At 40.6% G+C, this 14,876-nt stretch carries 18 protein-coding genes; all 18 read left to right on the top strand.

The window, feature by feature from the left end; genetic code table 11:
* The first annotated feature begins 15 nt into the window (after positions 1-15).
* The 18 genes from GD441_RS05775 (at position 16) to GD441_RS05860 (ending at position 14,866) form a co-directional block, all read left to right on the top strand.
* Positions 16-225 (top strand): hypothetical protein, encoded by a 210-nt coding sequence (locus GD441_RS05775; protein ID WP_153124651.1) that lies wholly within the window; start codon positions 16-18, stop codon positions 223-225.
* 95 nt (positions 226-320) lie between these two features.
* Positions 321-665, top strand: coding sequence for a hypothetical protein (locus GD441_RS05780; protein ID WP_153124653.1), 345 nt, complete (start codon positions 321-323; stop codon positions 663-665).
* 84 nt (positions 666-749) lie between these two features.
* Positions 750-1,511, top strand: a complete 762-nt coding sequence (terS, locus tag GD441_RS05785; protein ID WP_153124655.1) for a phage terminase small subunit — start codon at positions 750-752, stop codon at positions 1,509-1,511.
* Positions 1,486-2,784: a PBSX family phage terminase large subunit gene (locus GD441_RS05790; RefSeq protein ID WP_153124657.1), complete on the top strand. Its 1,299-nt coding sequence runs from the start codon at positions 1,486-1,488 to the stop codon at positions 2,782-2,784. Before terS ends, GD441_RS05790 begins: the two co-directional genes overlap by 26 nt.
* 11 nt (positions 2,785-2,795) lie before the next feature.
* Entirely contained in the window at positions 2,796-4,289 is a 1,494-nt protein-coding gene (locus tag GD441_RS05795) for a phage portal protein (RefSeq protein WP_153124659.1), read from the top strand.
* Positions 4,290-4,318: 29 nt separating this feature from the next.
* Positions 4,319-5,392, top strand: a complete 1,074-nt coding sequence (locus tag GD441_RS05800; RefSeq protein ID WP_420849653.1) for a phage minor capsid protein — start codon at positions 4,319-4,321, stop codon at positions 5,390-5,392.
* 13 nt (positions 5,393-5,405) lie between these two features.
* Entirely contained in the window at positions 5,406-5,555 is a 150-nt protein-coding gene (locus tag GD441_RS05805; protein WP_153124663.1) for a hypothetical protein, read from the top strand.
* Between the two features lie 75 nt (positions 5,556-5,630).
* On the top strand, positions 5,631-6,314 hold the full coding sequence (locus tag GD441_RS05810; RefSeq protein ID WP_153124664.1) for a hypothetical protein: 684 nt from the start codon (positions 5,631-5,633) through the stop codon (positions 6,312-6,314).
* 17 nt (positions 6,315-6,331) lie between these two features.
* Positions 6,332-7,327 (top strand): major capsid protein, encoded by a 996-nt coding sequence (locus GD441_RS05815; protein WP_153124666.1) that lies wholly within the window; start codon positions 6,332-6,334, stop codon positions 7,325-7,327.
* 12 nt (positions 7,328-7,339) lie between these two features.
* The gene (locus tag GD441_RS05820; protein WP_153124668.1) at positions 7,340-7,627 is read left to right on the top strand and encodes a hypothetical protein; all 288 of its coding nucleotides are present in this window, start codon (positions 7,340-7,342) and stop codon (positions 7,625-7,627) included.
* A gap of 2 nt (positions 7,628-7,629) precedes the next feature.
* A complete protein-coding gene (locus GD441_RS05825; RefSeq protein ID WP_153124670.1) occupies positions 7,630-8,028 on the top strand; it encodes a head-tail connector protein in 399 nt (132 codons plus the stop codon).
* Positions 8,021-8,353 carry a putative minor capsid protein gene (locus GD441_RS05830; protein ID WP_153124672.1) on the top strand — a complete coding sequence of 111 codons (333 nt, stop codon included), beginning with the start codon at positions 8,021-8,023 and terminating at the stop codon, positions 8,351-8,353. Before GD441_RS05825 ends, GD441_RS05830 begins: the two co-directional genes overlap by 8 nt.
* Positions 8,350-8,715 carry a minor capsid protein gene (locus tag GD441_RS05835; RefSeq protein ID WP_153124674.1) on the top strand — a complete coding sequence of 122 codons (366 nt, stop codon included), beginning with the start codon at positions 8,350-8,352 and terminating at the stop codon, positions 8,713-8,715. The genes GD441_RS05830 and GD441_RS05835 overlap by 4 nt, the downstream gene beginning before the upstream one ends.
* A gap of 8 nt (positions 8,716-8,723) precedes the next feature.
* A complete protein-coding gene (locus tag GD441_RS05840) occupies positions 8,724-9,125 on the top strand; it encodes a phage tail terminator protein (protein ID WP_153124676.1) in 402 nt (133 codons plus the stop codon).
* A 1-nt stretch (position 9,126) separates the two neighbouring features.
* Complete coding sequence (locus GD441_RS05845; protein WP_153124678.1) at positions 9,127-9,567, top strand: phage tail tube protein; 441 nt, start codon at positions 9,127-9,129, stop codon at positions 9,565-9,567.
* Positions 9,568-9,622: 55 nt separating this feature from the next.
* The gene (locus tag GD441_RS05850; RefSeq protein ID WP_153124680.1) at positions 9,623-10,024 is read left to right on the top strand and encodes a hypothetical protein; all 402 of its coding nucleotides are present in this window, start codon (positions 9,623-9,625) and stop codon (positions 10,022-10,024) included.
* Complete coding sequence (locus GD441_RS05855) at positions 10,021-10,641, top strand: Gp15 family bacteriophage protein (protein ID WP_153124683.1); 621 nt, start codon at positions 10,021-10,023, stop codon at positions 10,639-10,641. Before GD441_RS05850 ends, GD441_RS05855 begins: the two co-directional genes overlap by 4 nt.
* A complete protein-coding gene (locus GD441_RS05860; RefSeq protein ID WP_153124685.1) occupies positions 10,634-14,866 on the top strand; it encodes a phage tail tape measure protein in 4,233 nt (1,410 codons plus the stop codon). The genes GD441_RS05855 and GD441_RS05860 overlap by 8 nt, the downstream gene beginning before the upstream one ends.
* Positions 14,867-14,876 lie beyond the last annotated feature (10 nt).

Consider the following 14,876-nt stretch of genomic DNA (forward strand, 5'->3'; position numbering starts at 1 on the left):
AGAGGGGGTGAGGGGATGAAGAAAGCATTAGTTAATAATTTAGAAGGCGACGAAAAAATGGCTGCAAGTGAATATGCCATTGAGGTTCATCATAAAAGTGATGAAGTTATTGAGTTGAATTGCGTTCAATATTCTTTCGAAGATGTTTTTGAATACATTAAAGAATATTACAGTGATAAAAATGATGTGCCAGTAGATAAAATAGTTATACGAGTTAAGAGATAAGCTTAAGCATCCTTCGGGGTGCTTTTTTGTTGGATAGGGAAGGATATTCTCGATTCTCCTCGAATTATTGTTAGGTAAAGAAGGGAGAAAGTAAAATGAGAAAAATCACTTGTATCACATCCTTTATTCAAGAGATATCAGCATTAATAGATAGTGGAGAATCATATTCAGTAGAAGAAATTTATAAGCACATTGAAGACAAGGATTTAGTTGACTGGCTTGAGAAAACTTATCCTTTTGGTACTGAGAATGGGTTGGACTTGAGTATGTATAAAAGTAGTGATAGAGATTTTTTGCATGATGAATATGAATCATTCTGGGGCGGTTACTATGGTCAGCACTACAGAAAATGGGGTATAAAGAACAATGGACTGAATCTATTAGTTTCGTGGGGAATAGATATTTCTAGAAATATAAAAGATCCAGATACTTTTTTATGATATTTTTAAGAGCACTCTTTTGAAGGGTGCTTTTTCTTTTGCTCCAAAACAAACATAATTACCGGAGGTGGCAGGTGATGTAGCATGGCAGATAAACACATCAAGGCTGAAAAAGATTACGTCAAAGGAATGAAATATAAAGACATCGCAGAAAAGTACGGGGTTTCCCTAAACACCGTAAAGTCATGGAAAAAACGCTATGGCTGGAACCGCGATAGGGGTGCACCCTCTGAAAAAGGTGTGCACACAAAAAATAAAAGGGGCGCACCTATAGGAAATATAAATGCAAAGGGAAATAAAGGCGGTGCAGCTCCAAAAGGCAACCAGAACGCATTAAAGCACGGCTTCTTCTCCAAATACATTCCAGAGGAAACTCTTGAGATCATGGGAATGTTAGAAGAGAAATCGCCTGCTGATCTGATATATGACCAAATCATGATTCAGTATGCTGCTATCATCCGGGCGCAAAATATTATGTTTGTTGAATCTAAGGATGAACTGATTAAAGAACTCAAGCGTGCAAAAGAAAGTTTTTCTAAAAATGGAAGCACAACGGAAGAAGAATACGAGTTTCAATTTGATTGGGATCGTCACGCTACTTTCCTCAACGCTCAATCCAGGGCAATGTCTGAACTGCGAAGCCTTATTAAACAATTTGAAGAGATGGCCCACGTTGATGATGAGCGTCGATTGAAACTTGAACAAATGCGTTTGGGTATTGAAAAATCAAAAGCCGAAATCAAAGAACTTACTCAAGGAAATGAACCTTCTAACCGTGTTGTAATTGTCAATGATGTGGATGAAATGAGGAAAGTTTTAGATGAGCGAAATAATAAGAATAACTGACCTCATAAATAAAAATTTCTATGATTTTTGGCTCAATGAGAAACCAAACGCAATCCTAAGAGGCGGCCGTTCTTCTATGAAGTCGTCTGTCATATCATTGAAACTTGTCACCGATTTTATGGCGGATCCAAATGGAAATGTCGTTATCTTGCGTAAGGTAGCAAAATACCTTTCTACTTCCGTTTATGAGCAGATTAAATGGGCAATTTACATGCTCAAGCTTGAAAATGAGTTTTACTTTGGGAAATCTCCTTTGATAATTCGGCACAAGCGAACAAACACAGCCTTCTATTTCTATGGCGTTGATGATCCGATGAAGATAAAGTCAGCGAAGATTGCCAAAGGCTATGTTATGGCGCTATGGTTTGAGGAGCTTGCAGAATTTGACGGCGTTGAAGACATTGACATTGTTTCAGATACGTTCATTCGTCAAGATTTAGGAGACAAAGAGGTAAAAGTTTATTACTCCTACAACCCGCCAAGAAATCCGTATGAATGGGTAAACGAATGGGTGGATAGCAAAGCTGGGGATGAAGATTATTTTATCCATCACAGCACGTATTTAGATGACGAGAAAGGATTTCTTTCCAACCAGCTGATACGTAAGATCGAAAAATACAAGGAAAATGACGAAGAATACTGGCGATGGATGTATCTTGGTGAAGTCATCGGGCTTGGTGATATGGTTTACAATATGAATCATTTCCGGTGGATTGACGAACTGCCGAAAGACGATGACTTGCTGCTGATTGACATTGTGATAGACAGCGGTTATCAAACGTCTGCTACTGCTTTTCTTGCACTTGGATTAACAAAACGAAATAACGCCATATTGTTGGATACTTACTATTATTCACCGGCCAACAAATCCGTCAAAAAGGCTCCTAGTGAGTTTAGTGAGGATTTATGGAACTTTGAACAACGGATTATAAAAACGTACAAAAAGCCGATTGACCAACGCACAATAGACAGCGCGGAAGGAGCGTTGCGAAATCAATACTTTAAAGACTATGGAATTCGCTTGCATCCGATCGCTAAAAAGAAAAAAGTGAACATGATTGAAAACGTCCAAGACCTTTTGGCTCAAGGGCGTTTTTTTATGCTCCGAAACGAGAACAATCGGATATTCTACGAGGAACACAAGAAATATCAGTGGGATGCGGAAACACTCAATAGTGATGATCCGAAAGTCATTAAAGAAGATGATCATACATGTGACGCTTTCCAATACTACGTTAATGACAACTTGCAGAAGTTGAATCTCAAGTATTAGTGGGTGGTTTTATGTTTAAAACACTTCTCGCCCGCATAAGGCAGGTGATGTACAGAATGGGACTAATTAAGGGCATTAAGAAGCTGGCGGATCATAAAGATATCCAAGTCAGTGAAGAACTGTATCAGCAAATTGATATTTGGAAGGCCCTCTATAAAGGCTATTACAATGAATGGCATGATGTGGAGTATAAAACGATCAGCGGTACTAAAAAACGCCGTATGGCAACGCTAAACATGCCGAAAGTGGTTGCTCAAGAACTAGCAACTCTCGTTTTCAACGAAAAATGTGAGATTAGTATTTCTGATAAGTCGCTGGCCGAAGAAATCGAGAATGTGTTCAAAGCGAACAGCTTTTATAAAAAGTTCCAGGGCTATTTGGAATATAATTTTGCTCTCGGCGGAATGGTTATAAAGCCATATGTAGAAAATGAGAAAATCAAGCTTTCATATGTTACAGCAGATTGCTTCATTCCATTGGCTTGGGATAATCATGGCATTAACGAAGCTGTCTTTGTCAACGAGTTTAAAAAGCGTGACAAGAAATACACTCACTTGGAGTGGCATTTATGGGAAGGTGATCAATACGTCATCAAGAATGAAGTGTATGAGAGCACCAACAGCGAAGATTTAGGTGTGAAGGTATCTCTGAAAGCCTTCTTTCCTACCCTCGAAGAAGAAGTTAGGATAAGCGGTTTTAAGCGGTCTAGTTTTGTGTATTTCAAACCGAATACAGCGAACAACATCGACACTACAAGTCCTTTGGGAATTTCGGTCTTCGCTAATGCCTTAGATACACTTCACTCACTGGATATTGCGTTTGACAGCTATCAGAGAGAATTTCGTCTAGGGAAGAAGCGGATTCTTGTACCTGCTTCTGCGATCAAAGCGGTCGTGGATCCACAAACCGGGGATATTAACAGATACTTCGATGCCAATGATGAAGTCTATGAAGCATTCAATTTTGACCAGGACTCAAATGAAATTAAAGACATCTCCGTTGCCTTGCGAGTGGAAGAGCATATTGATGCAATCAATTCCTTGCTTAATATCTTGGCCATGCAAATAGGCTTCTCTGCGGGATCCTTCACTTTCGATGGAACAGGCGTGAAAACAGCAACAGAGGTTGTAAGTGAAAACTCCAAAACGTTCCGGACCAAGCAGGGGCATGAAACGATCATTGAAGCCGGACTGCAAGAATTGATCGAGGTTATTGTTCAGGTTGCGGAATTATACGGAATATTCATGGGTCCAGAAAATTATGAGGTCACTGTCACGTTTGATGATTCTATTGCAGAAGATCAGACAGCCGAGATTAACAAGCAGATTCAGCTTGTTAGCAACGGGCTAACTTCAAAGAAAAAAGCCATCATGAAGATTCACGGACTAACGGAAGAAGAGGCCGAGCGATTGCTGAAAGAAATCCGGGAAGAACAGCAAACGGCAACTGTCGAAGCGATTGACTTTTTCGGGATGAATCGGAACAACAAGCAGGATGATGAATAATGGATCTACTCAAACAACAGCAACTAACGATGCCCGTTGTTGAGGTCTTTCTTGATATTGAAGAGCAAATCCTTATAAACATTGCCAAACTGTTGAAAAAACACAAGGGTTTGCTTGATGAAGATATTCTATCCTGGCAAGCTCAACAGTTGTCAGAACTCGGATCACTGACTCAACAAAACATCATTACAATTGCAAAATATGCTCGTTTGTCTATCGATGAAGTCACGAAAATGCTTGAAAAAGCAGGATATACAACCGTTCAGGAATATGAAGGCGACTTGCAGGAAGCGGTACAGTTAGGATTGGCGGTTCAACCACCAATAGGACCGGAAGTAAGCCCATCGTTGGAAGCGATTTTGAGCGCATACCAGGCACAGGCGATGAACACTTTCAACTTAGTTAACACAACGCTCATACAACAAGCGGAACAGGCGTATTTGGACATCGTGAACCAAACAGTAGGGAAAGTATTAGCAGGAGTACAAACGCCGCGGGAAGCCTTAAGAGAAGTTGCTGGCAAGTGGGCTGAAAAAGGTATTCCAGCTTTAATTGACAGGGCCGGAAAACAGTGGTCAACGGAAGCTTACATGAACATGGTTATGCGATCGATGAGTAATAGAATTGCAAATGACATGCAGAATGCCCGTATGGCGGAATATGGGGTGGATTTGATTGAGGTTAGTTCGCATATGGGAGCAAGGCCAAAATGCTTTCCCTATCAAGGAAGAATCTTTTCTTTGAGTGGAACAAGCGACAAATACCCGCCTTTTAGCTCCACATCATACGGCCAACCAGATGGACTGTTTGGAATTAACTGTCGTCATTTGAAATATCCGTACATTCCGGGTATCACGAAGCAACGCTATAAACCTTATGACGCAGAAAAGAACCGTAAGGAATATGAGGAAAGTCAACAGCAACGCTATCTTGAAAGGCAGATCCGGAAGGCAAAACGTGAACTTGCTATGATGCAAGCCATGGGTGATGAAGAAGGTATCAAGAAAGCAAAACAAAAAGTCCGTGATCGTCAAGCGGAGATGAGGGAGTTTATTGACGCGACTGGAAGAACACGACGTTATGAGCGTGAAAAACCTTATTAAAGGTGGTGATTTCGTGTTTGTAACCAAAAAGGAATTTGATGAACTGAAAAAGAAGGTTGAAGATCAAGAGCAGATCATTCAGAACATGTCTTATCATCTCATACAGCTGCAACAAGAAATTAATGAATTGAAGAAACCAAATGAGCCTAACTATTTCGGTTAAGGCTTTTTTTCTTGCCTTTTATTCGTTAGGCGTTAAAGAAACGAAAGGAAATTACCCATACGGGAGGTTTTGTAGATGGAAGTTATTAAAGAAATGGCATATCGTCAGCCAATTAATGACGAAGGTTGGTTACGTTTGAATTTGCAACACTTTGCCGAGGGTGGCGAAGGGGGAAATAGCGGCGGTGAAGGCGGTCAAGCCGGAGCCGGTGAAGGTGCTGCTTCTCAAGGTGGAGAAGGACAAGGGCAAACAGGCAGTGAAAAAACCTTCACACAAGAAGATGTCAACAACATCGTCGCTAAAGAAGCAAAAAAGGCACAAGAAAAGCTTTTAAAACAGCTTGGCATTGAGGACTTTAATTCCGCAAAAGAAGGCCTTCAAAAGTTCAAAGAATGGCAAGATACGCAAAAAACAGAAGCTCAAAAGCAAGCTGAACGCTTGCAGAAGCTAGAAACAGACTTTAACACAATCAGTGAAGAAAATGCTTCATTAAAAGCGCAAATCGCTGCCATGAAAGCAGGAGTTCATGCTGACTATGTTGAGGATGTCGTCATTTTGGCTCAACGTCTTGTGAATGACGATACAGCCATTGATGACGCAATCGCGAAGGTAGTAGAGAAATACCCGCATTTCAAAGAAGCACAACAACAGCATCAAGACCCAAAACCTCAATTTTCAGTAGGAACACATCAAAAGCAAGGCAGCAGTGAAGCACTAAGCCTTCGTGATGCCCTTGCTCAAAGACTTTCAAAACAATAACAAAAGGAGTGGTTTAAATGCCAGTAACTTTAGAACAAGCCAAAGTAGCAATGCATGATAAAGTTGATCAACAAGTCGTTGACGAATTTCGTCGCAGTTCACTATTGCTAGATCGATTGATTTTTGACGATGCCGTTTCGCCGGGTACAGGTGGATCCACACTCACATATGGATACCAACGTTTGAAAACCCCTGCTGTCGCTCAATTCCGTAATATCAACCAAGAATACACTGCACAAGAAGCAGATCGCGAAGACATCTATGTAAAACTCAAAATTTTTGGTGGAGCGTTCGAGATTGACCGCGTGATTCAAGATACAAGTGGCCAAATCAACGAGACTCAATTTCAGCTGCAACAAAAAATCATCGGAGCTTCTAACCTGTTCCACTACACTGTTATTAACGGTGATGAAGCAGTAGATTCCAAAGCGTTTGATGGATTAAACAAAGCGTTAGCAGGCTCGTCTACAGAATTGAACGCAGATGACGTTCTTGACGTATCGACTTCTGCTGCTATCGAATCTGATAAATTCGCATTGCTTGATGCGATTGATAATTTCTTGGCTGAATTGGACGGTCGTCCATCAATGTTATTGGGAAATAGCAAGCTCATTACTAAAATCAAATCTGTTGCTCGTCGTGCAGGATACTTGACACAATCAGAAGGTGCTTTCGGTCGTACGGTACAAGGTTATGACGGTATCCCACTTGTGGATTTGGGTTATTTTGTACAAGTTTCTGGCGGTGTTCCGTCTACTGTTCCTGTCGTTCCGATCGTAAGCCGTACTATCAATTCACAAAACACAACGGGTTTAACAGACCTTTACGCTGTTAGCATCGGTTTAGATGGATTCCACGGTGTATCTCCAACTGGAAATGGTGTTATCCGCACTTATCTTCCTGACTTCAATTCGCCTGGGGCAGTGAAAAAAGGCGAGGTTGAAATGGTGGCTGCTGTTGCGTTGAAAAACACTCGCAAAGCTGGCGTTCTTCGCAATATTAAAGTAGCGTAAGGGGTGATTATTTTGGCAATTATCAAAGCTCCAAACGAAAAATATAACGGCGTGAGTGCTTCGCTCACGTTCGTTAATGGGAAGGCTGAAACTGATGAACCTTGGTTGATTCAATGGTTTAAAGAACATGGTTATGAGGTAATCGAGGAAGAAAAGGAACAATCTGGAGTCGTTCTCGAGAAACTCACAAAAGACCAAATTAAAGCAAAGTTAGATGAGTTAAACATTGAATATGACTCAAACGACAATAAAGATGTATTGCTAGAAAAATTGAAGGCTGCAATCGAAAAGAGTGAGTAGCCATGGCCTACATTGACAAGCAATACTATGACAATGAATACAAAGGTGTTCCCATCGCTGATGAGAGCACCTTTAATCGTTTGGCCGAGAGAGCCAGTGATGTTATCGATGAAATGACAGAGTACAAGATTCAAGATTTTAACACTCTGACAACGTTTCAACAGACACAAGTAAAAAAGGCTACTGCTGCTCAAATCGAGTACATGGTGACTTCTGGGGAATCAGTGATTCATGGAAGTAATTTTGGTTCTGTAAGCATTGGAAGTTTCAGCTATTCGGAAGGGGCAAAAGGATCTAATGATAGTCGTATAAACCGAAATGAACAACGGACAAGTCCAGCGGTGATTGGCTATTTGAAACCGACAGGCCTGCTTTACAGGGGCGTGAGCGTATATGGTTAAGCCGATTCCTAAAAGGGTTCTCATTCATGAGGTCACTTATGAGGAATACGCAGGCAATGACGGATGGGGCGAGTCTTACAAAGAACCCGTCACTCTTTCAAACGTTCTTGTCCAATCTGTTTCAAATATATCTCGTTCAAACACAGCAGAGGAAAAACTATATAAATCTCTGCTGTTTTTTGATGTTGTGAATTCTTCTGCCAGTGCTGAATTTACCTTCAAAGAGAAATCGAAAGTTACCTTTGAAGGACAGGTGATGACAGTTGCGAAGGTCAATCCTTGCTATGCTTTTACCCTCCATCATTACGAGGTTGAATTGACATGATTCGATTCAGAACAAGGGTGAAACTCGACACTAGAAAACTAAAGAGCAAGCAAACTGCTGCGAAAAAAGCGGCTCAAATGCAACTGGACCAAGACGTTCTGAAAGACTCAAACTTTTTCATCCCTAAGCAAGAGGGATATTTAGAAGCGAGTTCTTTGACACACAGCCGGATCGGTGAAGGTCATATTGAGTGGAACACGCCTTATGCTCGGCGATTGTACTACAACCCGCAATACAACTTTTCAAAAGACGTGAACCCGAATGCTCAAGGATTGTGGTTTGAAGCAGCAAAAGCACTTCATAAACCGGATTGGATCGAAACTGTACGTCGGCAATACGAGCAATACTTTAATGGAAAGTAGGTGTTTGAATGGATTTTATTTATAGATTGCAAGATTACCTTGCAAAAGAATTGAAACAGACAATTAATGTCGGATTATTAGGCACGAATTCGCCCTCTATTGCTATCCGTCAAACACCTTCTTCTGTAACCAGTCGTTATGTGGATAAGGGGAAAACATTCGATTTTAGTTTCCAAGTCCTGATGAAAGATAAAGCAGCTGCAGGTCACAAAAATGTGATCGACACCATGAATAAAATAGTTGACCTATTAGAGGGGCTGTCAAGTGATTCTATTAAGAGTCAAAATGGCAGTTTTTCTTTCATTAAATGCGAATGCTACACTCTACCAAATTTCGTTGAAAAAACAGATCATGACGAATACATTTACACGGCAATTTTCAAATGTGAATTAGAAAAGGGAGGTATTTAATATGCCAGGATTTGAGTTAATGAACAAACACATTTTTGAAATCAATACGACACTGGGTGTTTCTCCAGGCACTTATGCACGGATTGCCGCGGGAATTACTGACGTTGAACCAAATAACAACGAAGAACTTTCACAAGACAAATACCTTGATGGAGATGGATACGGTCAGACAGACGTGATCGGAGCACAAATGGTTCTGGCGTTTACCGGTCATCGTAAATATGGTGATCCGGCGCAGGATTTCATTTTTAGCAAGTTGCTTGAACTAGGCCCAGAACGTCGAACTGAATTTCGATGGACTGAACCTGATGGGGGGATTTTCGAAGGAGAATGCACAATCGCTAACATTTCGGGGCCTAGTGGGAATGCCGGTGCAAAAGGTGAAATTTCATTCGAAATTCACTTCAACGGCAAACCGGACTATACACCACCAACACCTTAATGGAGTCGCTTTCTAGCGACTCTTTTTCTTTATTAAAAAAGGAGGATGACGATACATGAGAAAATTTGAGTTCAAGAAAACGTATGAAGAAGTGGACATTGCAGGGAAAGTTTACAGAATCGAATTTAACGATGATAAATTACGCGAATATCAAGAGAAGTTTCTATCTTTTCAAGCCGATGTAGACGAGTATGTAAAGATTGATGAAACAAAACTGACAAAAGAAGAACAATGGGATCACTTCGAGAAAGGAAAACAACTTGCTCGCAATGTCATTGACACGCTATTTGGTGAAGGGTCATTTGATGAACTGTATGAAAAAGGCGGTCGTTCGATTGAGAATATGTACGATCTCATTTGGTACCTGGCCGAAATCGTAAAAGAACGCAGCGGACGGAATAGAGAGGAGAAGCGGCAGCAGTACGTGAAACGTAAAAATCACGTGAACGGGAAATGAGCTTCACACTGACATCTACATTCGACGATGATCGCTTTGAATACGAGGGCAAAGTTTTTCATGTCGAAATGGCATTCGATAACATTCTGCGCCTATTCGAAATGTTTGACGATGATTCATTGCTTGAGTGGGAAAAGATTCTATGGGCACTTGAAATTCTCGTTTTTGAGTACGACGAATTAAGAGAAATATCGTTTGAGGAACAATTTGAGCTATTCAAGTTTTTGATGAAAGAGTTTCTTGAAATCGATTTGGATAAACCTTCTGAAGAACAAAAGAAAATCATGGATTACAAGAAAGACGCTGAATTAATCTATGCGTCTTTTTTTGCTGTCTACAAGATTGATTTGTTCGAAATGCACGGGAAATTGCATTGGAAGAAGTTCCAAGCATTGCTCACTCATTTAGATGACAATTCCCCGTTCAAACAAGCCATTGGCTATCGGACTATGAAAGTTCCTACAGCAAAAGAAGCTTCAAAAGAATACATTCAGCATGTCCGAAAGATGAAGCAGCTTTATGCATTGGAAGATGAACAACGAAATGCTGATGATGTGTTCGATACTCTTGCTCAAACGTTCAAAGCAGGCGCAAAGGTGGTGAAACAAGATGGCTGATGGAAAAGTCGAAATTGAGACTAAAATTGATGATGACGGGATATCGAGGGGTATCAGAAACATCAAGGATAAATTGCGAAACCTTGACATGAGCCTGATTCGTACAGCTGCGCTTGGATCGGCGATTACGATTGCCCCAACTGCGGTTCCCGCCATTGCTGCATTGACAGGCGGGGTTATGGCTTTATCGTCGTCTCTTGCGGCTGCCGGAATTGGGGCGGCAGCGTTTGGAGCCGTTGCAGTTTCAGCGATATCAAAAGTAACCGCATCGGCAGAAGAAATCGCAAAATTGGAAGAAAAGATTGCAAATGCAGATAGTGCAAAGGAACGGCTAGAAGCACAAAGAGAATTGGCCGAACTATACAAAAACATGAGCCAAGCCCAACGTGATGCTTTGAAAGAATTGCAATCATTTCAAGACTTTTGGGGCGATTTCGTTAAGCAGTTTGAAACTCCAGTTTTTCAAATGTTTGCAGAAGGATTAAGGAGCATAAAGACTTTATTAACCGGTTTAAGTCCAACCATCAAAAACGTTGCAGATGTATTTGTTCAATTAACCGCAGAGTTTAACCAAGCACTTCAAGGCTCGGAAATGAAAGAGTTTTTTGAGTGGTTGGAAACCAATGCAGCCAGAAGTCTCTATAATTTCGCTCATATATTCGGAAATGTGTTCATGGGGGTCTTGAATTTACTCCAAGCATTTGCGCCTTTAGGTGTAAGCATGGAAGAAGGATTATTGAATTTAACAGATAGGTTTAGAGATTGGACAGATACATTAAGTGGTTCGGCAGCCTTCCAGTCTTTTGTTGAGTATGTGAGAGCAAACGGACCGACTTTATTAGAAATTCTCGGGAATATAACCATCATCATCATAGAACTTGGTAAAGCCTTTGCGCCGTTCGGTTCCTTGGTTCTGGAAACGATCAACATCATAACAGGCTTGATTGCACAGTTTTTACAGGCCAATCCTGCGATTGCGGCAACAGGCGCTGCGATTGCTATGTTTGCAGGGAAAATCATGGCTCTTGCACCGATTATCGCAAAAGTAGGTTCTGCTTTAGCAGGTGCGGTGAAATGGTTTTTGCCGGTAACAAACGCAGCAGGGGAAACCGTTACAGTATTAACTAGATTGCAAAGCGCATTTGCAATGCTCACCAGTCCAATCGGTTTGATTATTGGCGCAATCACAAGTTTAACTGCAATTTTTGTTACTATGTACCAAACAAATGAAGAGTTTAGAAGTAAGGTTACAGAAATATGGACATCTATACAAACCACAATTAGCACTGCCATTTCTGCGGTAAGTGCTTTTATTATGCAAATTTGGGGGCAAATTAGATCGTTTTGGGAGGAAAACCAAAGTTCTATATTAGCTGCAACGAAAAATGTTTGGTCATTCATACAGGTTGTTATAAATGGAGCCTTATCCGTTATTGTAGGTATTTTTAAAGCAATATGGCCTGTTTTGAAATTCATTGTGGTAAGTGTATGGGATAGCATAAAAGGCGCAATACAAGGCGCATTAACGTTTATAAAAGGACTTATTCAACTGTTTTCTGGTATTTTCACTGGTGATTTCCGCAAAATGTGGGAAGGCATCAAGAATATTTTTACCGGCGCAATACAAGCCATTTGGAATATTTGGAACCTAATGCTTTATGGTCGATTATTAAGCCTTGGAAAAGCCTTATTCAACGGTCTAAAAGGTATCTTTCAATCAGGATGGAACTATATAAAATCCCTGTTCCAAGGTAGTGTTTCAAGCATTTCAAAACTTGTATCAAATGGATTTACAACCATCAAAACGATCATCAATTTTACGATGAACCAGATAAAATCCATTATCACAGGGATTTGGAACGGAATAAAAGCGACAACGACAAGCGTTTCAACTGGTATCCAATCAGTCGTTGTTGGTGTTTGGAATGCCATCCGTAGCATTATTTCAACTGTGATGAATTCTGCAAAAGCAATCGTCCAAGTCGGATTCCAAACGATGAAGAATGTTGTGAGCACGATATCAGCAAATATAAAGTCCATCGTTACAAAAGTATGGAGTGACATAACCTCATTCTTAAAGGGCATCAATTTGTTCACCATTGGAAAAAACATCATGCAAGGACTCTTAAAAGGAATCTCCAGTATGGTTGAAGCGATTGTAAATAAAGTAAAAGATGTCGCAAATTCAGTATTAGGAACATTCAAATCAGTTCTCGATATCCATTCTCCTAGCCGTGAGACTGAAAAGATAGGTAAGCATACAGGCGAAGGTTTTGTAAAAGGTATTGAATCGAAGAAAAAAGATGCCGAAGCAGCAGCGAGAAAAGCAGCAGCTGCGGCCAAAAAAGGGTTTGAACAAGCATTCCGAAACATACAGCTGCGTTTTGATGGAAATAAAATCAATGCAAAACAAGCGATTTCCGAATTGGAAAAACTGAAAAAACAGTATGCGACAGTTCCAAACGCTATTGCCCGTGTAAATAAAGAGATTTATCAAATTCAGCAAACACATGCTAAGCAAATAGCCGAAGCAAACAAAAAAGCGTTCAATGAGGCTTTTGCCAAAGTGCAGACAAATTTCAAACTCGGAAAAATCAATTCTTCTCAATACATTTCAGAACTTCGGAAAATCCAAAAGGAATACGCCAAGTTGCCTGAACAAGTGAGGAAAGTACAACTGGAGATTAAAAAAGTAGAGGATCAGCGAGCAAAAGATCAAGCAGCACTTACTAAAAAACAATTTGAAGATGCAAAGAAAGCGATCGAGGACAAACGTTCATTGAATCAATTGTCTCTAGATCAAGAACTCAGAGCTTGGCAAACTCTTGCTCAAAAATATAAACAAGGTTCAAAAGAGAGAATTGAGATTGAGAAAGAGATTGTCCGAGTGAAAAACGAATTGCTCAAAGAGCAGTTTGATAGAGAAAAGGCGTATATTGAACAGCGGAAATACTATAACGAACTTTCTCTTCAAGAAGAGCTTGATTTGTACGAAACGTATATTCAAAAGTACAAAACAGGCTCTGAACAGCGTGAATATTACGAGCGAGAAATCTATCGTGTGAAAAAAGAAATTCACGACAAATTGAAGGCGCTCAATGATGAATACGCCCAAAAGGTCAAAGAAACCAACGAGCGCTTGTATCAAGATGAATTAAAAGCCAAGGAAGAATACGAGCAAAAAGTAAAAGAAATAAATGATCGTCTGATTGAAGATGAACGAAAGCTAACCGAAGAATATCAAAAAGCAGTCGAAGACCGCACAAAATCCCTGTATAGCTTTGCGGGGCTTTTTGATGAACTTAAACGAGAAAATGTAAGTGGACAAGGATTGCTCAAAAATCTTTCCGATCAGGTTAGTGCATTCAAAGATTGGCAATCAAATATTGCTTCACTTGCAGAAAAGGGCATTGATGAAGCACTTCTTGAAGAACTTCGGGATATGGGACCAAAAGCCGTTGATGAGATTGCGGCTCTCAATTCTCTTTCTGATGAAGAGCTTCAGCAATATGTTGCACTTTGGAGAGAGAAAAATGCATTAGCTAAAACGCAAGCCGTCAACGAGCTCGAAGGAATGCGCCAGCAGACGCAAGTGAAAATCCAGGAGCTGCGAGCCACCGCAAGTGCAGAGCTTGAGCAAGTGAAAATTGAATACACAAACAAAATCGCAGAGCTACGTGTGCAGGCAAATGCACAGTTAGAGCTACACAAAAATGAATGGTTGACGAAAATCCAGGAAATCAGCGAGGGGACAAAAACAGAACTCAATCTAATGAGCGCGTCTATGGCCGATATCGGCAAAAACACTATGCTAGGGCTCATCAATGGTCTCAATTCGATGATGGGACCTCTACAACAAAAGGCGCAGGAGATTGCTAGTATTGTTGAAAAAACGGTGAAAAGTACGCTTAAAATTAAATCCCCTTCCCGTGTCATGATGGAACTTGGCAAATGGATACCAGCAGGGTTAGCAGAAGGTATCGGAAATAACATAAAAGCGGTAACTGCGCAAGCAAACCTTATGGCTAGAGCGTCCATTCCGTCTGTTCCTAAACTGAACAGTTCTATTGCTGGAGCTGGTGGATCTGGAAGCATGCAAACAAACAACATCAATAAATACGGAAATGTGAATATAAACGTTACTATCCCGGTTAAAGACCTGGAGGAAGTCCATTCCGTTAATCAATTCTTCAATCGCTTAGGCATGAAAGTAAGGCAGGTGTAATGTATGCCAA

The sequence above is a fragment of the Peribacillus tepidiphilus genome, from assembly GCF_009466385.1.
GTDB lineage: Bacteria > Bacillota > Bacilli > Bacillales > DSM-1321 > Bacillus_BN > Bacillus_BN tepidiphilus.

Excerpts from the sequence above, each read along its gene's own strand:
- GD441_RS05775 (WP_153124651.1), top strand. The coding sequence starts at position 16 with ATGAAGAAAGCATTAGTTAATAATTTAGAAGGCGACGAAAAAATGGCT.
- GD441_RS05780 (WP_153124653.1), top strand. The coding sequence starts at position 321 with ATGAGAAAAATCACTTGTATCACATCCTTTATTCAAGAGATATCAGCA.
- terS (WP_153124655.1), top strand. The coding sequence starts at position 750 with ATGGCAGATAAACACATCAAGGCTGAAAAAGATTACGTCAAAGGAATG.
- GD441_RS05790 (WP_153124657.1), top strand. The coding sequence starts at position 1,486 with ATGAGCGAAATAATAAGAATAACTGACCTCATAAATAAAAATTTCTAT.
- GD441_RS05795 (WP_153124659.1), top strand. The coding sequence starts at position 2,796 with ATGTTTAAAACACTTCTCGCCCGCATAAGGCAGGTGATGTACAGAATG.
- GD441_RS05800 (WP_420849653.1), top strand. The coding sequence starts at position 4,319 with ATGCCCGTTGTTGAGGTCTTTCTTGATATTGAAGAGCAAATCCTTATA.
- GD441_RS05810 (WP_153124664.1), top strand. The coding sequence starts at position 5,631 with ATGGAAGTTATTAAAGAAATGGCATATCGTCAGCCAATTAATGACGAA.
- GD441_RS05815 (WP_153124666.1), top strand. The coding sequence starts at position 6,332 with ATGCCAGTAACTTTAGAACAAGCCAAAGTAGCAATGCATGATAAAGTT.
- GD441_RS05825 (WP_153124670.1), top strand. The coding sequence starts at position 7,630 with ATGGCCTACATTGACAAGCAATACTATGACAATGAATACAAAGGTGTT.
- GD441_RS05830 (WP_153124672.1), top strand. The coding sequence starts at position 8,021 with ATGGTTAAGCCGATTCCTAAAAGGGTTCTCATTCATGAGGTCACTTAT.
- GD441_RS05835 (WP_153124674.1), top strand. The coding sequence starts at position 8,350 with ATGATTCGATTCAGAACAAGGGTGAAACTCGACACTAGAAAACTAAAG.
- GD441_RS05840 (WP_153124676.1), top strand. The coding sequence starts at position 8,724 with ATGGATTTTATTTATAGATTGCAAGATTACCTTGCAAAAGAATTGAAA.
- GD441_RS05845 (WP_153124678.1), top strand. The coding sequence starts at position 9,127 with ATGCCAGGATTTGAGTTAATGAACAAACACATTTTTGAAATCAATACG.
- GD441_RS05850 (WP_153124680.1), top strand. The coding sequence starts at position 9,623 with ATGAGAAAATTTGAGTTCAAGAAAACGTATGAAGAAGTGGACATTGCA.
- GD441_RS05855 (WP_153124683.1), top strand. The coding sequence starts at position 10,021 with ATGAGCTTCACACTGACATCTACATTCGACGATGATCGCTTTGAATAC.
- GD441_RS05860 (WP_153124685.1), top strand. The coding sequence starts at position 10,634 with ATGGCTGATGGAAAAGTCGAAATTGAGACTAAAATTGATGATGACGGG.